The sequence below is a fragment of the Stenotrophomonas sp. LC732 genome, from assembly GCF_052446685.1.
GTDB classification, from domain to species: domain Bacteria; phylum Pseudomonadota; class Gammaproteobacteria; order Xanthomonadales; family Xanthomonadaceae; genus Stenotrophomonas; species Stenotrophomonas muris.
The window spans coordinates 2098222-2124556 of sequence record NZ_CP199214.1 but is presented as its reverse complement, the minus strand read 5'-3'; the positions used below and the strand labels follow the sequence as shown (position 1 = coordinate 2124556).

Here is a 26335-nt window from a genome sequence, read left to right as displayed (position 1 = left end):
TTACCCCTTTGAGGTTTGCTGTACGGCCGCGATTTCGGGCCAATGCGCTGCTGTGTCACCTGTGACCCACTTCGGCAGCGATGGCGAAGTGCAGGATTCGATTACCGCCCGCAATGCCTGATCGTCTGGGCAGTTCTTGGCGATGAAATTGAGGGCCGCGCCGTACTGGCGGCGGATGTGGCGACGGACGCTCTTCCACGTCGCCTCAACGGCGGCTTTCGTGATTTCGATGCGCGTAGCAACACAGCGCAGAAAGGACAGGACCGGATAAGCCCCGAGCAGGTAGGAGGCCGGATCACGCAGAATGTCGAGCGGCAGTTCCTTGCGATTGGAGTTGCGGAACTGCGCCTCATAGCGCACCCACGGCGAACTCTTGTCGCCTTGTTCCCTGCCCTTCTCGTAGACGCGCAGTTGCTTCTCCGACTTCTTGCCGCCCACATAGAACGTCTTGCCGTCGCCGCTGTCGTAGTCGTCCACCAGCTGCGCCTTGGGGCGCTGACCACGGTTGTCGAAGTCGCCATTGGCGTACCACTTCTGTGCCATGCGCAACGGGTAATCGCCCACCAGGTCATCGGCGCACACATCGACACGGGTGATCCTCCCGGCGCAGCTTTCGAGCTTCGCTCGAAGCTCCAGCCACCGCTGCGCATGGCCGCAGCGCGCTGCGCTAATCGCCTTGCATCCATCACCGGTTAGCTCGATGCGGGCGGTATACGTACCATCTGCGCGGCGGCACTCTTCGCCACCCAGTTCGATCATCCCGACGAACTTCTTGGCCGCGTCGATGATCTTGATTCGCCACGTGTAGAAGCGGCCGCCGCCGGCCGTTTCATCCAGTTCAAGACCCAGACCGGCGAAGAACCAGCAGAACACCTGCAAGGCCGCAATGCGGGCATTGTCCGGGGAGAACTCGATCCACTGGCGGACCTCTTCGAAACTGTCGCCATCACGGAACGCAACCTCGTCCAGCGCTGCGCGCAGATCGATGGAAGCGGAGAACCAGTCAATGCCGACCGTCAGGGTTCCCTCGGGGTTCCTGAATTCACTGACTCCCCTGTTAGACGAGGGGAGTCCCGACCCGGCCAGCACCGCGCGATCACCGACCATTGGCGCGGTCCTTCCAGACCTTGCACAGGCGACGGATCCCAAGCCATGCCTGCTCAATCACAATTGAAGCCATCGCGCCGCCGAGGCAGACGACAATCAGTACCGCACATGCGAAGAGGCCCATATCGGCCTCCGCGAGCTCGGCGGCAAAGGAATGAATGCTCATGCGACTCGCTCCTGTGCATCGGCCAGCTCAGCGGCAGCGAGCAGGTCACCGCGCTTGGTGGCGGCAATCTCAGCCTGTGCGAGTGCAATCACCAGGGCTTCGCGGGACCGCTGCGAGGCGGTGTAGTCACGCCTGTCGAGCAGCCACGAAACGATGCGAGCGCCGCCAATCGACACGGCCACGATGGCCACTAGCAGCACGAAGGTAATGAGCGGGTTGGTCATCCCTATCCCCTGCCCCAAGCCCCAAGAGAACCCGCCAACGGCCTTGGGGTGCCGGTGGCGGGTGTTGAGTGATCACTCAACGTGGGGCATGTAAACTGATCGGGAAACACGTGTCAACTGATCGATCAACTGGAGCCGCCATGACCGCCGTCAACGAACTACTTGACAACGTGAAAATTCGCTTGAATCTCGCGTCCGATATGGCTTTGGCTGAAAGGCTGACCGTTACCCGGTCACTGGTGTCCCGCTGGCGGAAGGGCGACACGCCGCTGGCCGATGAGCGAATTGCGCAGATTTGCGCGCTGGCGAAGCTGGATGGGCCAACGTGGATTGCGATGATCCATGCCGAGCGCGCTACCTCCGCAACGGAACGTGCCCTCTGGCGCCTCATGCTGGACAGAATGAGCGCGGCGGCTGCGGTCGTCGCGCTGGTAGCGCTGTCGATGCCGGGCCTCGCAAACGAAAAAACCGCCCAAATTCAGGCGGTTAGCGGTGCCGAGAACGGCGGTATGTATATTATGTTCTAGCCAGACTGGCCCGGGCGACCGCCGCCCGGGCCCAACCCGCGCTGCAGGCTCCCCCTTCAAATGGCCGCCCCAACACCGGCAGAACCGCGCCCCACAGGCCGAGCCCTTCTCACCCCGTATCCAAACGCCCTCGTGTAGGCTCGGCGCACCACTTAAGGACGGGTTTGGCGATGCGCCTGGCTGATTTTATCGAACGGAATGCGCGAGAAATCCTCGACGACGCGGTGGCATTCGCCGAAACGCAGGCACCCGATACCGTCGAGTTCAGCGCAAAGCAACTTCGGAATCATCTTCCCCAGATTCTTCAGGCGGTCATAGACGATCTCAGATCGCCGCAGACAGACTCCCAGCAGCTCGCAAAGTCCCACGGGCTTGCACCGTTGAAACCCGGCCCCGAGTCCGCCGCGTCCTATCATGGCCGAACCCGCGCCATCGCCGGCTTTGGCCTCAACCAGATGGTGGCTGAGTATCGAGCGCTTCGGGCTTCGGTACTTCGGCGATGGGCATCCGACCAGCGGCTGGTCACTTCATCGATCGATGACATCCTTCGTTTCAATGAGGCCATCGACCAGGCGGTGGCCGAATCCCTTGCTCAGTTCTCTGCCGAGGTCGAATCCTGGCGGCAGATCTTCCTCGCGGCGCTCGGGCATGATCTCCGAGGCCCCTTGGCAGCGATCATCTTCTCGGCAGACACCCTGGCCAGTGGGCTGCAGGACCCAGCTTTGGCCAAGCAGGCCGAGCGGATCATCAACGGCAGCATGCGCATGAACAAGCTGCTGGACGACCTGCTGGCTTACAGCCGCAGCAAGCTGGGCGATGGGATGGCCATTCATCCGGTGGACTGCGATCTTGCCCAATCGCTTGGCGAGGAAGTCGAATTGCTTCGCGCTGCCCTGCCCCACGTCCCTATCACGTATGAGGTTGAAGGCGATGCCCGCGGTTGCTTCGATGCCTCTTCGTTGCGCGAGGCGGTTCACAACCTCACGACCAACGCCGCAAAGTACGGCGAACACGGCACCGATGTGCGGATCAGCCTTGAGGGCCTCGCCGACCAGATCCTGATCACGGTGAGCAACACGGGGGCCGAACTGTCGGACGAAGCGTTCAACAGCCTGTTCGATCCCTTGCGCCGAGGCTCGCACAACGCGTCACAGGGAGAACACGCGAGCCTTGGTCTCGGCCTGTTCCTGGTGCGGGAAATCTGCCACGCGCACCGCGGCACTGTCCATGGACGATGGCGTGATGGCCGCACCTCATTCGTCATCACACTCCCGAAGAATGCTGATTGATGCGGCCGACCTGGCGACGGCACTACAGGAACCTGTGCATTACGAAGACATCGACCAACCCGCGCCTGCCATGCCGGAAGGCCTCTGGCAGCGTTCCAACCACCGCAAACCCCAGCTTCCGGTACAGCGCCACCGCCGGGCCGTTGGTGCTGACCACGTAATTGAACTGCATGGCCAGGAACCCTTCCGCCCTCGCCCGCTCCAGGCTGTGTTCCACCAGGGCTCGGCCCACGCCCCGCCCCTGTGTCGCGGCGTCGACCACATACGTGGCGCTGGCCACATGCGCCCCAAGGTCAGGGAAATTCGGGCCCATCTTGTACATGCCCACAACCCGGCCCTCCAGCACAGCTACATGAGGTGCCTGGGCCTGGAACCAATGCGCGCGAAACGTCTCGACGGCGAAAGAGCCAGCAAAGGGCAGTGCATCCTGCGTCGCAATGGCTTGCTTGAACATGCCCCACATCACGTCGAAATCGCCTGCACGGGCGGGCCGGATATCCATGCGACTCCTGCAGATCTGTGGTGGTGACCAGGCCGGACACTACCAGAATCCAACGCCTGCTCCGTAGCTGCTTCACGCGCCACCGCCATCGGCTCGGCAATAGTTGCAGATATTCCGGCCTTCAGAGCAGTAGATGCCCCCTGTTTCCGCGCACATCCCGCACCGGCTTCGACGGTGGCGTGTTCCTGCCTGCGTCCTGCTGGGCATCTACCTGCTGTACCTGCTGGCCGGCAACATCTTCCTCAACACACCGCTGTTTGACCAGGTCACCAACCGCAAGCCGCACAAGTTCGTGATGACCACTGGGCCGGCCATTACCGTGCTGCCAGGCCATGTCATCGCCTGGAACGTGCACATGCGCGGCCATGTGAACCACACGGTCTACGTGCTGCACGCCGACCGCGCCAGCGCTCGCTTGGCGGTGCTGCCCCTGTTCCAGCGCGAGGTGCGGGTGCCCCGGCTGCAGGCCACCGGGGTTTCGGCCGAGATCAGCCGCGTGGAAGAGGCCATCCCGCCACCGCCGCGCAGCGACCGGGGCTGGACCCTGCGCTTCGACGCCATCCACAGCGATAGTATCCGCAGCGCACGTTTCGGCAAGCTGCTGATCATCGGCCAGGGCCAGGGCACGGTGGGCTTCCTCAAGCAGCTGCGCGGCGGGCCGTCGGAACTGTTCGAATCCGAGGTTGCATTCAGCGATGCGGACACCAGTTTTGACGGCGTGCAGCTGTTGGGCGACATGGATCTCACCGCGCGCTTCAGCTATCCGCGCCATTATCGGGACCAGGCGCCCGGCCTGGCCAAGTTGAAGCTGCTGCATGCCCAGCTCGAGGTCGATGCCCGCAGCCAGGGCCTGCGCATGGACACCAATGCCACAACGCCGAAGATCTCCAGCGCACCAGTGCCCGGACGGCTGCAGGCCGCACTCCACCTGATCGATGGCCAACTGCAGCCCGGCGACCACGCGCTGTGGCAGGTGCCGCTCTACCTGGGCGACGGCGCCCCCGATCGCGGCATGCTGGCGCTGCAACTCAATGTGGCCAAGGACCTGCGCCTGCAGGCCCGCTTGCCGCCAAAGTCCGGTTCAGGCAGCGAGGTGGATGCCGATCTGCATATCAGTGGCCGGGACATTCCCTTCCAACAGCCCGCACAGCTGCTGGAACGCAGCTCTGGCACAGTGCGCGGCGAATGGACGTTCACCTCGCTCAACTGGATCCCTGCCCTGTTCGTGCGCAAGCCGTGGCTGCAGCTGGATGGCGGCGGCACGCTGAAGGCGGACCTGCGCCTTCGCAACGGCGAGCGGACCGAAGGCAGCACCGTGGACATTCCTGCGGCCGAAGCCGTGGCCGAGGTGGCGGGTGTGCGCTTGGCAGGCACGGCCAGTGCCCACGGCGAACTGAAGGCCGGCACGCCCAGCCAGGCGCGGCTGGCCGTCCGGTTGCCCCGCTTCACCGCGCGGCCAAGCGATGCCAAGCACGTACGCCTGTTCGACGGCCGGGATCTGGCCCTGGACCTGACCGGCGATGGCCGCCTGCAGGAACTGCGCAAAGGCGTCCGCGCGCAGCTGCGCTTCAGTGAAGCCACCATCCCTGATCTGACCGCCTACAACCGCTACCTGGGTTCGCCCCAGGTGCGACTGCTCCGTGGCACCGGCACCGTGAGTGGTGATGCGACCCTCGATACCGACGGGCGCGTCGGCCATGGCACGGCCCGGCTGTTGGGGCGCAACGCCAGTGCAAAGGTGGCAGGGCTGGACATGGGCGGCGATATCGACGTGAACGCAACACTGCGCCGGGGAGACTTCAACCAGCGTCATTTCGATCTGTCCGGCACCACGGTCGTGCTGCGCAACGTGCAGGTGGCGGGCACGCAGGGCTCGACGGCATGGAAAGGCCGCGCGGCCTTCAGGCGTGGGCGCATCGATGCGCAGTCGCCGTTCCAGGTGGATGCCACCACGGACCTCGATCTCAGCGATGCGCGACCGTTGCTGGCGCTGTTCGCAGAGCGCACCGACTACCCACGCTGGACCTTGTCCCTGCTGGATTCCGGACAGGTACAGGCGCAGGCGACGCTGCGCTGGCGCCCTGGCCATCTGGTCATCGATGGCCTGCAGGCCGAGAACGACCGCCTGTCGGTACGCGCGCGGCTGGATCTGCTGGAACAGCGCAAGCGCGGTGATCTCTATCTACGGTGGGGGCTGCTGGGTGCGGGCATCGAGCTGGACGGCGACCAGCGCCAATGGCATCTGGCCAAGGCACGCGAGTGGTTTGACCAGCAACCTTCGCTGCTGCCAGCGGGCCAGGGCACGGGTGCTGCAGGCTCGTCGCACTGAAGGCAACCGTCTGCATCCATTGGCGGCCCCGGTGCGTATACACCGACGCCCCAATTGACGAGTTGCACGCAATGAACAAGCGCACACAGGCCTATGGCCTTCTGGGATGGGTGGCGATCACCTTCGCCGCCGCCGCACTGGGCGCGTGGGCCTCGACGTCCGCCGCCAGCTTCTATGCCACCCTCGTCCTGCCTGCATGGGCGCCGCCTGCCGGTGTGTTTGGCCCGGCCTGGACCCTGCTGTACGCCATGATGGCGATTGCGGCGTGGCTGGTCTGGCGGGAGCGCGGCTGGCGCGGCGCGCGGCCTGCGCTGTGGCTCTATCTGGTGCAGCTGGCCATCAATGCACTGTGGAGCTGGCTGTTCTTCGGCTGGAAGCTGGGCGCCCTCGCCTTCGCCGACATCCTGGTGCTGGTGGCGCTGGTGTGCGCGACGATGCTCGCGTTCGTGCGCGTCTGCACGATGGCAGCCGTACTGCTGCTGCCCTATCTGGCCTGGATTTGCTTCGCCTCGGCGCTCAACTTCGCAGTCTGGCGTGCCAACCCCGGGCTGCTGTGATAGCGCGCCGCATCGCTTACGCCTGGGCCACGACCTGTGGGCGCCAGTTCCTCAGCAGCGCCGGCTTGAACGCCTGCTGCCCGCAGCCGGTGGGGCAACGCACCACACGCGCCGACGAATGGCTGACCAGCCCTTGTCCTTCTTCGGCCTTGAACACCGTCTCACAGGACAGGCAACGGGCCACCAGCGAATACAGGTGCAGCAACCGGCCACTGGCGGGGTCCTGCAGTGCATCCACATCCAGCAGTTCGAACTGGCAACTGTCAGCCAGCATGCGGTACGGCGTAGAAGGCAGGGTCTGCAGGTTCACGGGCGTGGTATCCGACGGAAGTCGAGCCACCCTAGGGCAGCCGCTGTCGAGCCGGCGTGCAGCGCAGATGCACTGGCCGCGAAGCCGGCAGAGACGCCTGCCGCATGCGCATCGCTGCTTGTATGAAGAATTCAGTTTCAGATGGAGGACACGCCACATGCACAGGGAGGTAGGCGGATACGCTCTTTTGCTTCACCATCCATGGTTACCGGATACACCGCTGGGTCGTTCCTGCCCTTCACGAATCATGAGTCCCGCCCTTGATGCCTTCTGCTGAGCCCACGCACGACGCTGCCCTGTCGCGTTGCGCGCGCGAACCGATCCATACCCCCGGCGCGATCCAGCCGTACGGTGTGCTTCTGGTGGTGGAACCGCACTCGCTGCAGGTGCGTGAGCGCGCCATCAGCCACCCCGCCCTGCTGCAGCAGTTCGGCGAGCCGTTGATGCAACACGTCGCCGAGGTGATGGGTGGCGTGCTGGCGCCGTTCCAGGCGGTGTTGCAGCAGGCCACGGTTGGCAGCAGCGCACACGTGGGCGCGGTGCATCTGGATGGCCATGGCCGCCACCAGCTGCTCGTGCACCGGTCTGCAACCGACCTTCTGGTTGAACTGGAGGCGCCGGTTCCGGGCCAGCCCGGTTCGCTGGAAGAGCTGTACCCGGCGATCCGCGAGCTGATGTCCGGCATCGAGACCGCCACGACGGTGGAAGACCTGTGCAGGCTGGCCGCCGCGCATGTGCGACGCCTCACCGGCTTCGACCGCACCCTGGTCTACCAGTTCGATGCAGGCTGGAATGGCACGGTGGTGGCCGAGGACGGCAACGGCCTGCTGCCATCCTATCTGGACCTGCGCTTCCCCGAATCGGACATCCCCGCCCAGGCGCGTGAGCTGTACCGCCGCAACCGGGTGCGCCTGATTGCGGACAGCGATTACACCCCTGCGCCGCTGCTGCGCGCGGAAGCGCATCGCGACGCGCCGCCCACCGACCTGAGCCTGGCCGTGCTGCGCAGCGTCTCGCCCGTGCACCTGCAGTACATGCGCAACATGGGCACCGGGGCATCAATGTCCGTGTCGCTGGTGCACGAAGGGCGGCTGTGGGGCCTGGTGTCCTGCCACGCGGTGCAGCCGCGCCGCCTGCCGTACCACGTGCGTACGGCCTGTGAGTTCATGGGCCAGATCCTGTCGCTGCAGATCGCGCTGAAGGAGCGCGCGCGCGCGATCGAGGAACGCGTGGCCCGTCGCTCGGTGCTGGTCAAGCTGCTGGCACGCATGGCCGGGGACGAAGAGTTCATGGCGGCGCTGCGCCACGATGAGGCCAGCCTGCTGTCCCTGACCGGCGCGGCCGGCGCGGCCATCGTGCACAAGGGGGACTGCATGCGCGTGGGGCAGTGCCCGCCCCCCAGCGAGGTGCTGGCCCTGGCCGACTGGCTGGCCAACCAGCACGCCGGGCAGGAAATGTACTGCGCCGATCATCTCGCCGCCGACTGGTCGCCTGCCGCGCACCTGACCGACGTGGCCAGTGGCCTGCTGGCGGTGTCGATCTCGCAGCTCCATCACAGCTACCTGATGTGGTTCCGGCCGGAGGTCGTGCGCACCGTGCGCTGGGGGGGCGACCCGCGCAAGACCGATGCACCCGGCGTGGCCCTGTCGCCGCGCAACTCGTTCGAGGCGTGGAAGGAGACCGTGCAGCAGCGCAGCCTGCCGTGGAGTGATGCCGACTGCGATGCCGCGCACGAAATGCGCACCGCCATTGTCGACATCGTGCTGCGCAAGGCCGAGGAAATGGCGGAGCTGAACGAACAGCTGGTGCGCAGCAACAAGGAACTGGAAGCGTTCTCCTATTCGGTCAGCCACGACCTGCGCGCTCCCTTCCGCCACATCGTCGGCTACTCGGAGCTGCTGGGCAGCTCTGCGGGCGAGCGCCTCAACGACACCGAACGTCGCTTCCTCGACACCATCGTGGAATCGGCGAAATCTGCCGGCACGTTGGTGGATGACCTGCTCAGCTTCTCGCAGATGGGCCGCTCGACGGTGGGCCGGGTGCGGCTGGACATGGCTGCGCTGGCCGAGGACGTACGCAGGACGTTGGCCCTGGACTATGCCGGCCGCGAGGTGCAGTGGACGCTGGCGCCGCTGCCGGAAGTCGAGGCCGATCCGACCATGCTGCGCCTGGTCTGGCAGAACCTGCTGGGCAACGCGATCAAGTTCACCCGCGAGCGCGAGCAGGCGGTTATCGAGGTCGGCCACGAACGCAACGACGACGAAGATCATTTCTTCGTGCGCGACAACGGCTGCGGCTTCGACATGCGCTACGTGGACAAGCTGTTCGGCGTGTTCCAGCGCCTGCATCACGTCGAGGAATTCGAAGGCACCGGCATCGGCCTGGCCAATGTGCGCCGCATCATCGGCCGCCACGGCGGCCGCACCTGGGCCGAGGGCGAACCCGGCAAGGGCGCCACGATCCATTTCACCCTACCCCGTTCCACAGGAGATCACCCATGAGGGACCTGCGGCCGATCCTCCTGGTCGAGGACAGCCCCAAAGACGCCGAGCTGACGATGGCCGCGTTGTCACGCTGCCAGCTGCTGAACGACGTCATCCACGTGCGCGATGGCGCCGAGGCGCTGGAGTACCTGCGCTGCGAAGGCAAGTTCGCCGGCGCCATGCACGGCGGCCCGGTCGTGGTGCTGCTGGACCTGAAGCTGCCCAAGGTCAATGGCCTGGAAGTGCTCGAACAGGTCCGTGGCGACGCGCAGCTGAGCAGCACCCCGATCGTGATGCTGACCTCCTCGCGCGAGGAACAGGATCTGGTGCGGAGCTACGAACTGGGCGTCAATGCATTCGTGGTCAAGCCGGTCGATTTCAAGGAATTCTTCGATGCCATCCAGGGGCTGGGCATGTTCTGGGGCATCACCAACCAGCCACCGCCGCACCGGCCCAACGGTTCGGGGCAGCACCATGCGTGATGGATCGCGCCGCAGTGAGCGCCTGCGCATCCTCATGCTGGAGGACAGCGCGCTTGACGCGGAGCTGATCAGCGCACAGCTGCAGCGCGCAGGCCTCGACTTCGAGGCCGAGCGGCTGTGGACCCGCAATGCGTTCATCGAGGCGATCGACAATCGCCCCTTCGACATCATCCTGGCCGACCATGTACTGCCCGGATTCGATGGCGATGCCGCCCTTGCGCTGGCGCGCGAGCGCATCCCGCACACGCCTTTCATCTTCGTCTCCGGCACCCTGACCGAAGAGCTGGCCGTGCAGGCCTTGACCCGCGGCGCACGCGACTATGTGGTGAAGCAGCGCCTGCAGCGCTTGCCGGATGCCATCCGTCGCGCGCGGCAGGAAGCCCACGAGCGCAACCAGCTGGTGCAGGCGCAGGCTGCGCTCAACGAGAGCCAGGCGCAGCTGCAGCAGGTGACCGACGCCGTTCCGGCGCTGATCGCCCGGCTCGACAAGGACCACCGCTACCGCTTCGCGAACAAGGCGTTCCTGGATTGGCATGGCGTGAGCCAGGCCGAATTGCTGGGACGCCTTGCCCGCGATGTCAGCGGCATCAGCGCCTTCGAACGTGCCCTCCCCAGCCTGGAACGCGTGCTGCAGGGCGAGCGCACCAGCTTCCAGGTCGAGCTCGTGCATCGCAGCGGCCAGTCACGATTCGTGCAGATGGACTGCGTGCCGGAGCATGCCGCCGATGGCAGCGTGGCCGGCTACATCTGCATGGGCAGCGACGTATCGGTGTTGAAGCAGGCCGAACTGGCCCTGCGTGAGGACAACCAGGCCCTGGAGCAGCAGGTGCAGGCGCGCACCGCCGAACTGCGGGCCAGCAAACGGCGGCTGCAGGCAATCTTTGAATCCAGCTTCCAGCATCAGGTGCTGCTGGATCTGTCCGGGCGCGTGGTCGATGCCAATGACGCTTCATTGGCCGCCGTGCTGGCGGACAAGAAGGACATTGTCGGCCAGCGCTTCGGCGAATCCCTGTGGTTCGCCAACACCAACGGCGTCGGCGCGGTGGTTGACCAGGCCGTCGCCGCGGCGGCGCAGGGTCGCAACTCGCTGCATTCCCTCGAGCTGGAACTGCCCACCGGCCGGCGCAGCTTCGATGTCTCGCTGCGCCCGCTGCTGGACGCCGACGGCGTGGCCACCGCCGTGGTATCGGAGGCGGTGGAAACTACTGCGCGGCGGCAGGCCGAGCATGCGCTTCGCCAGTCGCAGAAGATCGAGGCGGTCGGCCAGCTCACCGGCGGCATCGCGCATGATTTCAACAACATCCTGACGGTGATCTCGGGCAACATCGAGCACGCCATGCTGCTCAGCGAACGGGCCGGCGAAGCCGGCGCGATGGCCAGCCGTGCCCTGGACAATGCCCTGAAGGGGGTTGGCCGTGCCGCCAGCCTCACCCAGCGCCTGCTCGCCTTTGCCCGGCGCCAGCCGCTGCACAGCCAGGCAGCCAACCTCAACGAGTGCCTGCTGGACATGCAGGACATGCTGCGGCGGGCGCTGGGCGAACTGGTGCAACTGGACATCCGCACCGCCGAGGACATCTGGTGCGTGGAGATCGACATCAGCCAACTGGAAGCGTCGGTGCTGAACCTGGCGGTCAATGCGCGCGACGCGATGCCGCACGGCGGCCGCCTGGTGATCGAAGTCGACAACAGCCACCTCGACCACGACTACGCCGCATTGTTCCCGGATGCTTCCCCCGGCGAGTATGTGATGCTGCGGGTGCGCGACAACGGCCACGGCATGGACGCGGCCACCCTGGCGCGCGTGTTCGAGCCGTTCTTCACCACCAAGCAGGTCGGCCGCGGCACCGGGCTCGGCCTGTCGATGGTGCACGGCTTCGTGAAGCAGTCCGGTGGCCACGTGCTGATCGATTCGGTGGAAGGCGGCGGTACCAGCATCACCATGATGTTCCCGCGCTCGCCTCTGGCGCTGCCTTGCGAGGCTCGCGTCCCGTAGACGGGCCTGGCCGGCTACTCGCCACGCGAGGAAACCGTGCTGGTGGCCGAGGACAACGACGATGTCCGTGCGCATACAGTCGATGCGCTGCGCCTGCTGGGCTACCGCGTGCTGGAAGCGCACGACGGCCCCTCGGCGTTGCGGCTGCTGGAACGGCCGGACACCAAGGTCGACCTGCTGTTCTCGGACGTGGTGATGCCGGGCATGTCCGGCTGGGAGCTGGTGCGTGAGGTACGTGAACGCTGGCCGGCAATCGCGGTCCTGTTCACGTCAGGCTATCCACGCGACCACGATGCGGTTGGCGCGCAGGGGCGTGCAGCCGCCCTGCTGCCAAAGCCATTTACCCGCAGTGACCTTGCGCTGGCAGTGCGCACCGCGCTGGAGGCTGCGCCGCGCTGAGGTCAGGCGGACGCATCGCGCATGCCTGCCGCGATCCGGTTGATATCCGCGCACTCGATCGTGGCCGGCGGGTTTTCTCTTCCGGCCAGGGCGATCATGGCCATGCCCAGCGCCAGGTTGCTGGTCATCAGCGAGGGCGCGAGCGCACCGGCCAGTTTCATCAACGGTGCGCCGCCCCAGTACAGGGGTTTCAACAGGGCATGCCGGGTACCTGTCCCCGGCACCGGCCGGACCCCGCCCGGACGCAGCATCACCGCGCGCAGCGGCAGCGCCTGCAACGCCCGCTCGGTCTCGCCCTTCACCCGCAGCGGCATCAGCCGGCTTTGCGGGTCCGCGCCTGCGCCGGAGACATACAGGAAGGACCCCTGCGGATTCACCGCAGCCCAGGCGCGGGCCACTGCCAGTGTGGTGTCCAGGGTCACGCGCCGGTACTCGGCCTCGGCAGTGCCAACCGGTGGCGCACCGGCACAGTAGAAGCATGCGTCGTACCCGGCCAGTTCATCACGCTGCGCGTCGATGTGCAGGAAGTCCGGGACCACCCGTTCGCTGCCGGGTCCGCGCAGGCTGCCCGGGCGCCGCACCAGCGCGGTCAAGCCGGCAACCTGCGGCGAACGCTGGCAGGCCAGGGCAACGCCCTGCCCCACCAGGCCTGCAGCGCCGGTCAGGAGAATCCCCAATGTCCGTGCCTGAGCCATGGCCAGGGCCGCACTAGAGTTTCACGAACCGCTGGATCTTGCGCGCCAGCCACCCGCTGAACACCAGCGGTGCATCCAGCGCCGACACGCAGATGCACGGCACCCCCGGCGCGGTCACCGGCTGATGCTCCACGTCTTCATCCAGGTCCGCCACGTCGCCGGGTGCGAACAGCCCCAGCGCATCGTTGTAGGAACCGCGCAGGATCTGGGTCAGCTCGCTGCGGCCATGGCTGTGCATGGGCAGGCATTTGCCCGGGGCGATCTTCAGCATGATCAGCGAAGGCATCTGCTCGGCACGGATGCAGTGCACGCCGGGTGCCATCCAGCGCCAACGCAATCCACTGAGCGATGCCCCGAAGTAGGGGTGCAGCGAGGCAGGCAGATGGTCCGGGTCGGCCTCGGGCCGCTCCTTCGGCACGGGACGCGCGGCCTGGTCCATGGCAATCGGCATTTCCGCAGCCAGCTGCATCAGCATGGCCTCGCGCAGCTGTTCGCGGCGTGGATCAGGCGCGGGCGGCTGGGTCTGCTCGAGCAGCACCGAGCCGATCGCCTCGGCCTCGCGCAGGCGCTGGCGGCAGTGCGGGCACTGCTCCAGATGCGTACCAGCGACCACGCTCAGTGGCGCGGGCAGCGCGCCTGCGGCATAGCTCATCAACGTCGATTCGTGCAGGTGGTGGCGCGGGTTCACAGCGCACCTCCCACTTTGGCCTGCAGCTGCAGGAACGCGCGCCGCAGATGCGACTTGACGGTGCCCAAGGGCATGCCGATCGCCTCGGCGATCTCGCTGTGGCTCTTGGCCTCGAAATAGGACATGCGCACCAAGCGCGCCTGCACGGCGGGCAGTTCGTTGATGCGCTGGCGCAGCCGGGCCTGGTCGGCAAACTGTTCGGCGCTGCTGCGTTCGATCACATCCAGGGTTGCTGCGTCCTCGACGGCTGCCTGCACCTGCATCCAGCTGCGCTCGCGGCGGATGCGGTCAATGTGCAGGTTACGGGCGATGCGATACAGCCACGTGCTCAGCGCACCCTGCGCGGGATCGAAGTCGGCCGCGCGCAGCCATAGCCGCAGCAGGCTCTCCTGCGCCAGTTCCTCGGCCACCGCGTCAGGCACGCCCAGGCCCCGCAGGTATACGCATAGCCGCGGCATGAAGTAGTCGTAGATCCGCATGAAACAGTCGCGGTCACGAAGCCGTGCCACGCCGTCCATGTCACCGGCCCAGTTCGTCGGCTCGCTGCTCGGCTGCTGGGAACTGGACACGATGCGTGCGGTATCGAAGTTGAGGGGGTTGCTGGCGGCGTCAGGGTACATCGGCGTTCGCGGCGGGCGGGTGAAGGTCTGTCCTCTGTACGCGCAGGGGCCGTGATTGGATGCAGCCGCTGCAGACGCATCCAACCGCCCATCCCCGCCGTATGACCTCAGCCCTCCTTTCCCGGATGAACGCGATGCGTACCGCCTGGCTGCTGCTGTGCCTGCCCCATATCGCGCTGGCCGCGCCCTGGCTGCGAAGCGAGGGGGTAGCAACGTCGTCGCGCGGCGACCTGCTCTACCGCGAGGTGCACTGGCGACGCGATGCGGCCGAGGGTGCCGAGCGCTGGGTGCTGTACCAATGCGCGGACGGGCGGCCTTTCGCCCGCAAGCACCTGCCGGCCAGCGCGGACCCACAGGCGCGCGGCTATACCCTGGAGGACCGGCGCAGCGGCCAGAAGGCCGACGTCGAGGCCGCCAGCGGCAGGGTCTCGATCGCGTGGAAGGAGGATGCCGGCAGCCCACCGGTGCAGCGCGAGCTCGACCTGCCGACCGGCGCGGTCATCGACACAGGGTTCGACGCGGCGGTGCGCCTGCATTGGCAGGCGCTCATGCGCGGCGAGCGTGTGACCCTGCCCTTCCTGGTCCCAGCGCGGCAGCGCTACTTCCCGGTGCAGGTAAGGCGCACCGGCCCGCAGCGCTGGCAGGGGATCGATGCGCAGTCGATCGAGGTCAGCCTGGACACCTGGTACGGCGGCATCGCGCCACGCCTTGCGCTGGTATATGCCAGCGCTGACCAGCGCCTGCTGGAGTTCCGTGGCACCAGCAACCTGCGCGATCAACGCGGTGCCTATCCACAGGTGACGGTGCGCTTCATCGCCGCAGCGGCTGGTCGCCCCGCCAGCGAATGGCAGCAGGCCTGGGCGCAGCCGCTGACAGATCGCTGCACCGTTACGGCCAGGTGAAATCTAAATTTCCTGCCGCGCTCCGCATCCAGTGGGCCTTCTGCCGCGTAGAGGAAGACACGAAACCCGCCGAGATCCGCCATGGCCTCTGTAGCGCCCCTCCCCCGTCAACGCTGGCGCCTGCTGCGCACGCTGCAGCGCTGGTTCGATACCGGCAACGCCGCAGAGGCCACCGGCGAGCGGCCGGGGCGGATCGACTGGGTGCGCGCCGTGCCCTTCGCGCTGATGCACCTGGCCTGCATCGCGGTGATCTGGGTGGGCATCTCGTGGACAGCGGTGATCGTGGCTGCAGCACTCTATGCGGTGCGCATGTTCGCCATCACGGCGTTCTACCACCGCTACTTCTCGCATCGCACCTTCCAGGCATCGCGGCCGGTGCAGTTCGTGTTCGCGGTGATAGGCGCCTCCAGCGTACAGCGCGGGCCGCTGTGGTGGGCCGCCCACCATCGCCACCACCACCGTCACGCCGACCAGCCGCTGGACCCGCACTCCCCCCGTGAGGGCGGCTTCTGGCGCAGCCACATGGGCTGGTTCCTGACCCGCGAGGCCTTTGCCACCGACCTGTCGCGGGTGCCCGACCTGGCGCGCTACCCGGAGCTGCGCTGGCTGGACCGCTTCGATACGGCTGTGCCGGTACTGCTGGCCGCAGCGCTGTATGCACTGGGCGCCGGGTTGGAGCGCTGGGCGCCAGGCTTGCATACCTCCGGCTCGCAATTGCTGGTGTGGGGCTTCTTCATTTCCACGATCGTGCTGTTCCACGCCACGGTCACCATCAATTCGCTGGCCCATCGCTTCGGTCGCCGCCGCTTCGAGACCCGCGATGACAGCCGCAACAATCTCTGGCTGGCGCTGCTCACCTTCGGCGAAGGCTGGCACAACAACCACCACTTCTTCCCGGGCACCGTCCGCCAGGGCTTCCGCTGGTGGGAAGTGGACCTGACCTGGTATGGACTGCGCGCGATGGCGGCGCTTGGGCTGGTCAAAGGGCTCAAGCCGATTCCCGAATGGGTGCTCGCCAAGGCGAGGTACTGACATGCGCATCGCGATCATCGGTTCGGGCATTGCAGGACTGGCCAGCGCCTGGTGGCTGGACGGCGAACACGACGTCACGCTGTTCGAGGCCAACGACTATCTGGGCGGCCATACCCACACCCACGACGTGCAGGTGGATGGCGTCCGCATGGCGGTGGACACCGGCTTCATCGTGTTCAACCCCCAGCACTACCCGCTGCTGACCGCACTGTTCGACGAGCTGGGCGTAGCCTCGCAGCCGACCACGATGAGCTTCTCGATGCACAGCGAGCGCAGCGGCGTGGAGTACAACGCCACCTCGCTGGATGGCCTGTTCTGCCAGCGCCGCAACCTGGTGTCGCCGCGGTTCTGGGGCATGCTGGCCGACCTGCGCCGGTTCTACCGCGATGCCCCCCTGTTGCTGGCAGAAGACGAGGGCCCAACGTTGGGGCAGTACCTGCGCAGCCAGCGCTACGGCGATGCCTTCATCGACGAGCACCTGCTGCCGATGGCCTCCGCGCTGTGGTCGTCCCCGACGGCCACGGTGATGGACTTTCCGGCGCGCTATCTGGCCCAGTTCATGGCCAACCACCAGATGCTGCAGATGATCGGGCGTGCACCGTGGCGGGTGGTGAGCGGTGGATCGGCCCGCTATGTCGATGCCCTGCGCGCCCGCTGGCGGGTGCATGAGCGGCTGGAGTGCCCGGTACAGTCGGTCGAGCGCATGCCGTGGGGCGCTCGTGTGCACAGCGCGGCCGGCGTGGAAGGCTTCGATGAGGTCATCCTGGCCTGCCACAGCGACCAGGCCCTGGCGCTGCTGCGTGACGCCGACCCCATCGAACGCGACGTGCTCGGCGCCATCCGCTACCAGGCCAACGAAGCGGTGCTGCACACCGACGCGTCATTGCTGCCGCGCAACCGCAAGGCGTGGGCGGCATGGAATGCCCATGTGCCCCGCGACCCTGCCGCGCCCTGCACGGTCAGTTACTGCATGAACCAGCTGCAGGGCCTGCCCGGCAGCACGCCCCTGGTGGTCACGCTCAACCGCAGCGAGGCAATCGACCCGGGCAAGGTGCTGCGCACCCTGCATTATGCGCACCCGGTGCACGACCATGCCGCAGTGCGCGCGCAACAGCGCTGGGCCGAGCTGCAGGGCCGCCGCCACACCTGGTTCGCAGGCGCCTATTGGGGCTGGGGCTTCCATGAGGACGGCATCCGCAGCGCCCGCCGCGTGGTCGATGCACTGCGCACCTGTGAACCGCACCACGTCATGGCGGCTCCCGGCGAGGTGGCCGCATGAGCGCCAGTGCGCTCTACTTCGGGCAGGTGGCGCACCGCAGGCACCTGCCACACCCGCATGCGTTCCGCTATCCGATCGCGCAGCTGCTGCTCGACCTGGATGAACTCGACAGCGTGTTCGCCGGGCGCTGGCTGTGGTCGATCAATCGCCGCAATCTGGCCGAGTTCCGTCGCAGCGATTACTTCGGCGATCCCGCGCGGCCCTTGGCCGATGCAGTGCGCGACCACGCTGCATCAACCCTGGGCTACCGGCCCACCGGCCCGGTCCGCCTGCTCACCCATCTGCGCTTCGCCGGTCACGTGTTCAACCCGGTCAGCTTCTACTACTGCTACCGGGCCGATGGCAGCACGCTGGACTGCATCGTCGCCGAGATCACCAACACACCCTGGAAGGAACGTCACGCCTACGTGCTGCCGGTCGCAACGGCCACGCAGGAAGGCACCTCGCTGCGCTGGCGGTTCGACAAACGCTTCCATGTCTCGCCCTTCATGCCGATGGATTGTCATTACGACTGGCGGTTCAACTGCCCTGATGAGGACCTGCGCGTGCACATGCAGGTCTGGCGCGACGGCGCGCGCCAGTTTGATGCCACCCAGGTCATGCAACGACACCCCCTGGATGGCCGCGGGCTGGCCCGCGTCCTGGCCTGCTATCCACTGATGACCACCCAGGTGGTGGCCGCCATCCACTGGCATGCGTTGCGGCTGTGGCTGAAACGCAATCCCGTACACGACCACCCTACCCTTGCCGAGAAACCGCGATGAATTCGATGATTCCTTCGGTCGCGCTGCCGCGCCCCGGCGCATTGGATGCCTTCCTGCGCCGCCGCCTGCTGGCCCAGCTCGCCCCGATGCGCGACGGCCGCCTGTGCGTGCGCGACGCGCTGGGCGAAGTCTGGTTGGGCGATGCCCGCGGTGAGCTGCATGTCACCGTCACCATCGAGGACCCGGCGTTCTATCGCAAGGTGGCGGCCCAGGGCAGCGTCGGCGCCGGCGAAAGCTACATCCATGGCGAATGGCGCTGTGACGACCTGGTCGCCCTGATACGGCTGCTCGTGCGCAACCGCGATCTGCTCGACAGCATGGAACACGGCCCGGCGCGCGTGGGAGGCTGGCTGCTGCGCGGCTGGAACCGCCTGCGCCGCAACAGCCGCGAAGGCAGCCGCCGCAACATCGCCGCGCACTACGACCTCGGCAACGACTTCTTCGCCCTGTTCCTGTCACCGGACCTGATGTATTCCTCGGCCCTGTTCGCCGAAGAGGGCGAGTCGCTGGAATCCGCCTCGCGGCGCAAGCTGGACCGCATCTGCCAGCAGTTGCAGCTCAAGCCGGGCGACCACGTGGTGGAGATCGGTACCGGCTGGGGTGGTTTTGCGCTGCACGCGGCGCAGCACTACGGCTGCCACGTCACCACAACCACGATCTCCGCCGAGCAGCATGCACTGGCCAGAGAGCGCGTCCGCGTCGCCGGGCTGCAGGACAAGGTCACGCTGTTGATGCAGGACTACCGCGACCTGCAGGGCCAGTTCGACAAGCTGGTATCGATCGAGATGATCGAAGCCATCGGCGCCGAATACCTGGACACCTACATGGCAACGCTGCAGCGCCTGCTCAAGCCCGATGGTGTCGCCCTGCTGCAGGCCATCACCATCGAAGATCACCGCTACGAGCAGGCACGGCGCAGCGTCGACTACATCAAGCGCTATGTGTTTCCGGGCAGCTTCATTCCGTCGATCAACGCGATCATGGCGGCCAAGACCCGATCCAGTGACCTGCAGCTGGTCGCCCAGCGGGATTTCGGTCACTCCTACGCACTGACCCTGCGCGCCTGGCGCCAACGCTTCCTTGCCCAGCTGCCCGCCGTGCAGGCACAGGGCTTTGATACGCGCTTCTGCCGGATGTGGGAGTTCTACCTGGCCTATTGCGAGGGCGGCTTCCTGGAGCGTTCGATCGGCGTTTCGCATCTGCTGCTGGCGCGCCCCGGGCATCGTCCCGCTGGCGCATCGGGTCAAGGCGGCTGAGGTGCGCCGGTTCTGGGCCAATCTGCTTGGCAACCAGCTGGTCTGGCTGTGCGCCGTGGCCGGCGCCGGGCGCGGCTGGCAATGGCCGGCGCTGCTGGCAGCGTCGCTCTACATCGGCAGCCAGCTGCTGACCTCGCCGCAACCTCGGCTGGATCTTCGGCTGATGCTGTTGGCGATGGCCTGCGCGTGGCTGGTCGACGCCAGTGCCGCCGCCAGCGGCACCGTGCGCTACGCCGCGGCCCCGCTGGGCTGGACGCCACCCCTTTGGATCATGGCGTTGTGGGCCGCGTTTGCGATGACGCTGACCACTTCGATGCGCTTCCTGCTTCGCCACCCTGCCCTGCCAGCCGCGTTCGGCCTGCTGCTGGCCCCGCTGGCCTATCTCTCCGCAGCGCGCGGTTTCGATGCGGTTCGATTCACTACGCCGCTGTGGCAGGGCCTGCTGGTACTGGGGGTGGGCTGGAGCATCGCGCTTTCGCTGCTGTGCATGGCCGCTCGTCGCGGCTCCCGCACCATTCCACCGCCCTTGGCCGGAGCGCCGTCATGATCAATCTGGTGTGGGTACTGCTGTATGCCGTGCTGGTGATGAGCTGGGGCTGGGCCTGGCAGCGGCGCCACCGCAACATCGGCGTGGTCGATGTGCTCTGGGCCAAGGGCGTGGGTGCTTCGGCCCTGTTGCTGGCTTGGCTCGGCGATGGTGCGGCGGCGCCACGGATTGCACTGGGCGTGCTCGGTGGCCTGTGGGGCAGCCGACTGGCACTGCACCTGTGGCATCGGGTCCGCCATGAACAGGAAGACGGTCGCTACCGTTATCTGCGCGAGTACTGGCAAGGGCATCAAGCCAAGATCTTCGGCTTTTTCATGGCCCAGGCACTGCTGGTCGTGCTGTTCGCCCTGCCCTTCGTCGCGGTGGCTGCCAATCCACAGACCAGCATGACGTTGTGGGTCGTGGCCGCCGCACTCGTCTGGCTGCTGAGCGTCGGCGGCGAGAGCCTGGCCGACCATCAGCTGGCCCGGTTCCGCGCGAATCCGGCAAACCAGGGTCGCACCTGCCGCGCCGGGCTCTGGCGTTACTCCCGCCACCCCAACTACTTCTTCGAGTGGCTGCACTGGTTCAGCTATGTCCTGCTCGCGGTCGGCTCGCCGCTGTGGTGGCTGGCGTGGTCCGGCCCGCTGCTGATGTATGTGTTCCTGCGCTACCTGAGCGGCATTCCGTTCACCGAAAAGCAGGCGCTGCGCAGCCGCGGCGACGATTACCGCGCCTACCAGCGCAGCACGCCGATGTTCTTCCCCTGGTTCCCTCGTCCTTCCAAGGAGCATTCCGCATGAGCGCGATTCCGTCACTGACCCCGGCCGACGACGCGGAAACCGGGCTGATCGCCTGGGCCGAACGCGGCCTGGTTCCCGATGCCGCGCTGCGCGCCGGCATCCGTCGCCTGTGCGCGCAACGCCTGCACGAGGAAATGCTGGGCGGTATCGAAGCACAGTCCGCACGCTTCAGCCGTCGCATCGCCGAGCTGGCCGACAGCCCGCTCGCGCTGCATACCGACGCGGCCAACCGCCAGCACTATGAGGTTCCGGCGGCCTTCTTCCAGGCCTGCCTGGGCAGGCGCCTGAAGTACAGCAGCTGCTACTACCCCACCGGGCGCGAAACGCTGGACCAGGCGGAGGACGCCATGCTGGAGCTGTACGGCCAGCGCGCCGGACTGGCCGATGGCCAGCAGATCCTCGAACTGGGCTGCGGCTGGGGTTCGCTGACCCTGTGGATGGCCGAGCGCTATCCCGCCGCCGCGATCACCGCCGTGTCCAATTCGCACAGCCAGCGCCAGCACATCATGGCGCAGTGCCAGGCCCGGGGGCTGCACAACGTCGAGGTGATCACCCGCGACGTCAACCAGCTCGAACTGCCAATCGCACGCTTCGACCGCTGCGTCTCGGTGGAAATGTTCGAGCATGTGCGCAACTACGAGCGCCTGCTGGCGCGCATCAGCCAGTGGCTGAAGCCCGACGGCGCGCTGTTCGTGCACATCTTCGCCCACCGCACGCTGATGTACCCGTTCGAGACCGAGGGCGGCGACAACTGGATGGGCCGCCATTTCTTCACTGGTGGCCTGATGCCGGCGGCCGACACGCTGCTGCATTTCCAGCGCGACCTGCGGCTTGACCAGCGCTGGTTGCTGGACGGCACCCACTACCAGCGCACCGCCGACCACTGGCTGGCCAACCAGGATGCAGCACGCGAGGCGGTGATGCCGGTGCTGGTCGCGACCTACGGCCAGGCCGCCGCGAAGATCTGGTGGCAGCGCTGGCGCATGTTCTGGATGGCATGCGCCGAGCTGTTCGGCTACGACGACGGCCAGCAGTGGCTGGTCGCCCACTACCTGTTCCGCCCCCGTTGAGGTGTGACATGCGCATGCGCTCGCTGCTTCCCCTGCTGGCATTGAGCCTGTTTGGTTCCGGCTGCAGCTCCACCGATACCCGTCCCCTGCCCCGCCCGCCCTCAGTGGACGTGCCACGCTTCATGGGCGACTGGTATGTGATCGCCCACATCCCCTCATGGCCGGAGCGCAAAGCTTTCGACGCGGTGGAGAGCTACGCATTGAAGCCCGACGGGCGCATCCAGACCACCTTCACCTATCGCAAGGGCAGCTTCGACGCCCCCCAGAAGTCGATGCACCCTGTGGGACGGGTCGAGAAGGACGGCAACGGCGCCCTCTGGGGCATGCAGTTCATCTGGCCGATCCAGGCCGAGTATGTGATTGCCTGGCTGCGCGATGACTACGGCCAGACCATCGTCGCGCGCAGCAAGCGCGACTACGTGTGGTACATGGCACGCACGCCACAGGTGTCCGAGAGCGACTACCAGCAGGCCGTGCAGCGCATCGCGGCCATGGGTTACGACACCGCAAAGCTGAGGCGCGTGCCGCAGTCGGTGCGCTGAACCATCGGTCATCCCCACGCAGCACCTGCTGACGGCAGGGCGTGTCGACATCTGCTTGCGCCGGATGTCGCATTCATCACCGCTGCCGCATTGTTCATCCGGCACGCGCGCAGCCGCTGCCGGACCCGTGCGTACAGCGACGCCGCCCCTGCCCTGCCTGCAGTAGCTGGCGCCGGGGCCGCGAACACTCAAGACTCGACCGCGGCGGCCGCTAATGGCCAATGCAGGGCTGTGCGCGCCGGCCACAATGGCCGACGAAGGGTGCATTCCGGTCGTGGCCGATTTCACAATGGAAGGAACAGGCAGTTGAAGGAAGAACGACGCAACACGTTGCAGGCCAGTCATCGCGCGATCCTCAGCTTCTGGCACAGGGTTGAGTTCTTCATACCCTACGATCTGCAGGGCCAGGTCCTTGAGTCGAAGGACGCGGACTGGAGCGTACGGCAGCTGTCCAGGGATCAGCTCGAGCGATTGGACCCGAAGGATCTGTGGTCCCCACCCCTGCCATTCGGTCGCAGGCTGAGCGGATTCGATGTCTACCTCGGCATATTCGACAAAGCCCAGCTGGCCGATATCACCCACCGGGTACTGGCTGAGACGCCAAGCGGAGACGAGTCGCTGGAACAGGACGAACGGGCCGAACTGGAAGGCCTGACCTGCGCGGCCAGCCTGCGGGCAAGCGCCGAGGGCGTGCTGCAGCTGGGTGAAATCTCGGTATCGACCGTTCCGTGGGCACTGGGCACGATCTCCAGGCGTGGCTTGCAGGGCCTGGACTTCGACGCCTTCCAGGCAAGCCTTGAAGCACTCAAGCGCGACGTAGCAACGTTCCGCAGCGCCGCTGCCACCCCCGCCGGACAGGGTGAGGGCCCAACGCCCTGCAGCCCCGACGACCTGTTGCGCCTGCTCGACATCCTGTGCAACTGGTCGGGTCATGACCCTTCCGCGGGCGACGCGTCCGCTCCGCTGCTGGTCATCCGGGCGAAAAGCGTTGAAGACAAGCCGAAGCCGGAACGGGCAGCAAAAGCCACACCCCCAGGGCCGGACAACGAGCCAACGGCGGAAGCGGACGACGCCGAGGACGACGAGGCCCAGCCCGAAGAGGACGCGGAGATCAGCATCCTCAACAGTTTCTTCGTCGAGGATATCGCGCGGGCCATCGGCGCACTCGACCAGGGCAAGGCCAGTGCGCCGCTACGCGCCTATCTGAGCCCATTGCCTGAAAGCCGACGCGAAGACCTTTACACCCCAGAAGGCCATGCGCTGATTGCCGACCGGCTGCGCCCGCGCCACATCAATCGGGGCCACTGGCCCGGCGATCCTGCACACACGATGAGCCTGATGCAGCAGTTCGCTGTGAACAGCATCTTCGAGCAGGTGCGCGATTCAGGCATCTTCTCGGTCAATGGCCCGCCCGGAACCGGGAAGACCACGCTGTTGCGTGAGGTCTTCGCTGAGAACATCGTCCGGCGCGCACGTGCATTGTCACAATACGCAACGCCAGCCGCTGCGCTCGGCCCAGCCCGCGAAGTGAACTTCGAAGGTGAGAAGCCGTGCAGGGTCTCGCCACTGAAGGCCGACCTGACCGGCTTCGAGATGGTGGTCGCATCGTCGAACAATGCCGCCGTGGAGAATATTTCGCGTGACCTGCCGAAGAGCCGGTCACTGGGCAAGCCCGGAGGGTCGCGCTGGCGCAACAGCACAGGGGACGTGACCTTCGACTACCTGCGGCCACTGGCCCGCAACCTGCTCGAATGGAACGGCAGGGGCGCCTATGAACGACCGGCGGCAGACAGCGATGCCTGGGGGTTGATCAGCTGCGCGCTGGGCAGGAAGGCCAACCGCGAGGCACTTGTGCGGGCCATCAGCAGGAGCGCCCCAAAAGATGGCAAAACCCCGAAGGGCTACGACCGCGCCCGCCACCAGTCGCTCTGGGAGTGGCGGGACAACCCAGCAGCCATGAGCTTCCAGCAGGCCAGGCAGGCGTTCGGCAAGGCCGATGCGATCGTCAATGGCCTGGTCGAAAAGCTGGATCGGCTTGCCTCGCTCAGCCGTGAAATCAGCGGCAAAAATGAGGAGAGCTTCTGTCGGCAAACGACTTCTCAGCTTCGCGATGCACAGCGCGCGCATGAGGAAGCTGCACAGCAGTGCCGTGCACTCGAGGGCCAGCGCAGCAGATCCGATGAACAGCTCGCCCTGCTCAAGGCGCAACGCATCCTGCTCAAGGAAGAGAAGCCTGGCTGGTGGGCCCGCATCTTTGACCGGCAGCGCGCGCACAGCCATGCGGCCGCAATGGTGCAGAACGCAGATCATCAACACCGATGGACCCAGCGCGGGCTCGAACTCGGGACGCAATGCGATACGGCGCAACAGCACCTGGGCCGAACCGCGAGCACCCTGGCCGAGGCATCGGCCGCCGCGCAGGCACGGGCGCAGCAATGGGCTGGAATGACGCAACAGCTCGAACAACTGAAAGCCGAATTCGGCACCGCGTCCCATCCCGCCGACGCGGCCGAACTGGAAGATCAGGACTGGCAGATCAAGGGAGTCTGGAACAGCGAGCAGCTCAACGAGCAGCGCGCCAACCTCTTCGTGGCGGCACTGCAGCTTCACCAGGCCTGGCTGCACGAAGTCGTGCAGAAGGGCGGCGGCTTCGCCCAGAACGTCATTGCACTGTGCCACCTGCTGAGTGGCAAGCGGCTGCAGGAGCCACGCGATGCGCTGGCCATCTGGCAGAGCCTGTTCATGATCGTGCCGGTTGTCTCCAGCACGTTCGCCTCGGTCGCACGCCAGTTCCGACATCTGGGGCCGGACTCGATCGGCTGGCTGTTCATCGATGAAGCTGGCCAGGCCGTGCCGCAGGCGGCAGTCGGTGCACTGCTGCGCTCCAGGCGCGCGGTCGTGGTGGGTGATCCGCTGCAGATCGAGCCGGTGTTCACCGTGCCGGTCAAGCTGCTGCAGGCGCTGGGCCGAACCAGCGCACTGCCCGCAGGCGTGAACGTCTCGCCCGACAAGACCTCCGTACAGGTACTGGCCGACGAGGCCAACCCGCTCGGTGCCCGCATGGAGTCCGGCGGCTCGCCGCTCTGGATCGGCAGTCCGCTGCGCGTGCATCGTCGCTGCGTCGAACCGATGTTCTCCATTGCCAACACGATTGCCTACGAGGGGAAGATGATCTTCTCCAACCCCTGGGAACCCAGTGCGGCGCGGCCACCCGCCGACAGCCTGGACATCGGCAGCAGCGCCTGGGTACACGCCCCCGGCCGCACCAGCGACAAGCAGGTTGTGCCGTGCCAGATCGACCTGGTGCAGCAGGCGTTGGCCGCGCTCTACCACAGCACCGGAAGCCTTCCCCCGGTCTACATCATTTCGCCCTTCAAGCGCATCAAGAATGCCCTGCTCGAGCGACTGCGGAGCCAGGACGCCTGGCTTGGCCCGGATGCCCCACCCGGCACGCAGGCGCCACGCACCACCGAACTGCGCACGTGGTGCAGGGAGCGCGTCGGCACCGTGCACACCTTCCAGGGCAAGGAGGAAAGCATTGTCTGGATGGTCCTGGGCTGCGACACGGACACGGTGGGCGCGGCGCACTGGGCCTCCAGCAAGCCCAATCTGCTCAACGTCGCCGTCACCCGTGCCCAGCACCGCTGCTTCCTGATCGGAGACACCGCACTCTGGGGCGGCCTGCGCCACTTCTCAGACGCCCATGCCAAACAGTTGCCCCGCATCACCCTGGCGCAGTTCCTGGGTCGCATGTCGATCCCCCGCGTGCAGACTCGATAGCCCTGCCCTA

General features: G+C 66.5%; 24 protein-coding genes and 1 pseudogene. 17 read left to right on the top strand and 8 right to left on the bottom strand.

Annotated elements, in window-relative coordinates:
* From ACT6SE_RS10160 to ACT6SE_RS10150, 3 genes are read right to left on the bottom strand one after another with little or no spacing between them, the layout of a single operon-like run.
* On the bottom strand, positions 1 to 1107 hold the full coding sequence (locus ACT6SE_RS10160) for a replication initiation factor domain-containing protein (RefSeq protein ID WP_164072162.1): 1107 nt from the start codon (positions 1105 to 1107) through the stop codon (positions 1 to 3).
* Entirely contained in the window at positions 1097 to 1273 is a 177-nt protein-coding gene (locus tag ACT6SE_RS10155) for a hypothetical protein (protein WP_164072163.1), read from the bottom strand. Before ACT6SE_RS10155 ends, ACT6SE_RS10160 begins: the two co-directional genes overlap by 11 nt.
* Entirely contained in the window at positions 1270 to 1497 is a 228-nt protein-coding gene (locus ACT6SE_RS10150) for a hypothetical protein (RefSeq protein ID WP_088375550.1), read from the bottom strand. The genes ACT6SE_RS10155 and ACT6SE_RS10150 overlap by 4 nt, the downstream gene beginning before the upstream one ends.
* Positions 1498 to 1637: 140 nt before the next feature.
* Here ACT6SE_RS10150 and ACT6SE_RS10145 point away from each other — a divergent pair, with 140 nt between their 5' ends.
* Together ACT6SE_RS10145 and ACT6SE_RS10140 are read left to right on the top strand one after the other, a co-directional pair.
* Positions 1638 to 2024, top strand: coding sequence for a DUF3693 domain-containing protein (locus ACT6SE_RS10145; RefSeq protein WP_088375551.1), 387 nt, complete (start codon positions 1638 to 1640; stop codon positions 2022 to 2024).
* Positions 2025 to 2194: 170 nt separating this feature from the next.
* On the top strand, positions 2195 to 3313 hold the full coding sequence (locus ACT6SE_RS10140; RefSeq protein WP_046430527.1) for a sensor histidine kinase: 1119 nt from the start codon (positions 2195 to 2197) through the stop codon (positions 3311 to 3313).
* A gap of 22 nt (positions 3314 to 3335) precedes the next feature.
* On the opposite strand, the gene ACT6SE_RS10135 is transcribed toward ACT6SE_RS10140, so the two are convergent.
* A complete protein-coding gene (locus ACT6SE_RS10135) occupies positions 3336 to 3815 on the bottom strand; it encodes a GNAT family N-acetyltransferase (RefSeq protein WP_046430525.1) in 480 nt (159 codons plus the stop codon).
* 133 nt (positions 3816 to 3948) lie between these two features.
* Between ACT6SE_RS10135 and ACT6SE_RS10130 the strand changes: the two genes are divergently transcribed.
* Both ACT6SE_RS10130 and ACT6SE_RS10125 read left to right on the top strand, forming a co-directional pair.
* Complete coding sequence (locus ACT6SE_RS10130; RefSeq protein WP_444811152.1) at positions 3949 to 6144, top strand: hypothetical protein; 2196 nt, start codon at positions 3949 to 3951, stop codon at positions 6142 to 6144.
* 71 nt (positions 6145 to 6215) lie between these two features.
* The gene (locus ACT6SE_RS10125; RefSeq protein ID WP_046430520.1) at positions 6216 to 6701 is read left to right on the top strand and encodes a TspO/MBR family protein; all 486 of its coding nucleotides are present in this window, start codon (positions 6216 to 6218) and stop codon (positions 6699 to 6701) included.
* Between the two features lie 16 nt (positions 6702 to 6717).
* On the opposite strand, the gene ACT6SE_RS10120 is transcribed toward ACT6SE_RS10125, so the two are convergent.
* Entirely contained in the window at positions 6718 to 7011 is a 294-nt protein-coding gene (locus ACT6SE_RS10120) for a hypothetical protein (RefSeq protein WP_014647137.1), read from the bottom strand.
* Positions 7012 to 7274: 263 nt separating this feature from the next.
* Here ACT6SE_RS10120 and ACT6SE_RS10115 point away from each other — a divergent pair, with 263 nt between their 5' ends.
* The 3 genes and pseudogenes from ACT6SE_RS10115 to ACT6SE_RS10105 all read left to right on the top strand — a co-directional run bounded on the left by ACT6SE_RS10115 (position 7275) and on the right by ACT6SE_RS10105 (position 12368).
* A complete protein-coding gene (locus tag ACT6SE_RS10115) occupies positions 7275 to 9512 on the top strand; it encodes an ATP-binding protein (protein ID WP_046430517.1) in 2238 nt (745 codons plus the stop codon).
* Positions 9509 to 9976, top strand: coding sequence for a response regulator (locus ACT6SE_RS10110; RefSeq protein ID WP_046430516.1), 468 nt, complete (start codon positions 9509 to 9511; stop codon positions 9974 to 9976). The genes ACT6SE_RS10115 and ACT6SE_RS10110 overlap by 4 nt, the downstream gene beginning before the upstream one ends.
* A pseudogene (locus ACT6SE_RS10105) lies at positions 9969 to 12368 on the top strand (response regulator). Before ACT6SE_RS10110 ends, ACT6SE_RS10105 begins: the two are co-directional and overlap by 8 nt.
* 2 nt (positions 12369 to 12370) lie before the next feature.
* On the opposite strand, the gene ACT6SE_RS10100 reads toward ACT6SE_RS10105, so the two are convergent.
* Genes ACT6SE_RS10100 through ACT6SE_RS10090 form a run of 3 tightly spaced genes read right to left on the bottom strand, consistent with a single transcriptional unit; the run spans position 12371 to position 14371 of the window.
* Positions 12371 to 13063 carry an oxidoreductase gene (locus tag ACT6SE_RS10100; RefSeq protein WP_046430514.1) on the bottom strand — a complete coding sequence of 231 codons (693 nt, stop codon included), beginning with the start codon at positions 13061 to 13063 and terminating at the stop codon, positions 12371 to 12373.
* Between the two features lie 13 nt (positions 13064 to 13076).
* The gene (locus ACT6SE_RS10095; protein WP_046430513.1) at positions 13077 to 13751 is read right to left on the bottom strand and encodes a ChrR family anti-sigma-E factor; all 675 of its coding nucleotides are present in this window, start codon (positions 13749 to 13751) and stop codon (positions 13077 to 13079) included.
* The gene (locus ACT6SE_RS10090; protein WP_014647131.1) at positions 13748 to 14371 is read right to left on the bottom strand and encodes a sigma-70 family RNA polymerase sigma factor; all 624 of its coding nucleotides are present in this window, start codon (positions 14369 to 14371) and stop codon (positions 13748 to 13750) included. The genes ACT6SE_RS10095 and ACT6SE_RS10090 overlap by 4 nt, the downstream gene beginning before the upstream one ends.
* 134 nt (positions 14372 to 14505) lie before the next feature.
* On the opposite strand from ACT6SE_RS10090, the gene ACT6SE_RS10085 reads away from it, so the two are divergent.
* From ACT6SE_RS10085 to ACT6SE_RS10040, 10 genes are all read left to right on the top strand, one after another.
* Positions 14506 to 15273, top strand: coding sequence for a hypothetical protein (locus tag ACT6SE_RS10085; RefSeq protein ID WP_046430512.1), 768 nt, complete (start codon positions 14506 to 14508; stop codon positions 15271 to 15273).
* An 81-nt stretch (positions 15274 to 15354) separates the two neighbouring features.
* On the top strand, positions 15355 to 16305 hold the full coding sequence (locus ACT6SE_RS10080; RefSeq protein ID WP_046430510.1) for an acyl-CoA desaturase: 951 nt from the start codon (positions 15355 to 15357) through the stop codon (positions 16303 to 16305).
* A gap of 1 nt (position 16306) precedes the next feature.
* Positions 16307 to 17584 carry an NAD(P)/FAD-dependent oxidoreductase gene (locus ACT6SE_RS10075; RefSeq protein WP_069116850.1) on the top strand — a complete coding sequence of 426 codons (1278 nt, stop codon included), beginning with the start codon at positions 16307 to 16309 and terminating at the stop codon, positions 17582 to 17584.
* Positions 17581 to 18348 carry a DUF1365 domain-containing protein gene (locus ACT6SE_RS10070; RefSeq protein WP_046430507.1) on the top strand — a complete coding sequence of 256 codons (768 nt, stop codon included), beginning with the start codon at positions 17581 to 17583 and terminating at the stop codon, positions 18346 to 18348. The genes ACT6SE_RS10075 and ACT6SE_RS10070 overlap by 4 nt, the downstream gene beginning before the upstream one ends.
* The gene (locus ACT6SE_RS10065; protein WP_046430506.1) at positions 18345 to 19604 is read left to right on the top strand and encodes an SAM-dependent methyltransferase; all 1260 of its coding nucleotides are present in this window, start codon (positions 18345 to 18347) and stop codon (positions 19602 to 19604) included. The genes ACT6SE_RS10070 and ACT6SE_RS10065 overlap by 4 nt, the downstream gene beginning before the upstream one ends.
* Position 19605: 1 nt before the next feature.
* Positions 19606 to 20151, top strand: a complete 546-nt coding sequence (locus ACT6SE_RS10060) for a DUF2878 domain-containing protein (RefSeq protein ID WP_046430505.1) — start codon at positions 19606 to 19608, stop codon at positions 20149 to 20151.
* Positions 20148 to 20933, top strand: a complete 786-nt coding sequence (locus tag ACT6SE_RS10055; RefSeq protein ID WP_046430504.1) for a DUF1295 domain-containing protein — start codon at positions 20148 to 20150, stop codon at positions 20931 to 20933. The genes ACT6SE_RS10060 and ACT6SE_RS10055 overlap by 4 nt, the downstream gene beginning before the upstream one ends.
* Positions 20930 to 22003, top strand: a complete 1074-nt coding sequence (locus ACT6SE_RS10050; RefSeq protein WP_046430502.1) for an SAM-dependent methyltransferase — start codon at positions 20930 to 20932, stop codon at positions 22001 to 22003. Before ACT6SE_RS10055 ends, ACT6SE_RS10050 begins: the two co-directional genes overlap by 4 nt.
* An 8-nt stretch (positions 22004 to 22011) precedes the next feature.
* Complete coding sequence (locus ACT6SE_RS10045) at positions 22012 to 22545, top strand: lipocalin family protein (protein ID WP_049420343.1); 534 nt, start codon at positions 22012 to 22014, stop codon at positions 22543 to 22545.
* 306 nt (positions 22546 to 22851) lie between these two features.
* Entirely contained in the window at positions 22852 to 26325 is a 3474-nt protein-coding gene (locus tag ACT6SE_RS10040) for a DEAD/DEAH box helicase (RefSeq protein ID WP_444811151.1), read from the top strand.
* Positions 26326 to 26335: the final 10 nt, after the last annotated feature.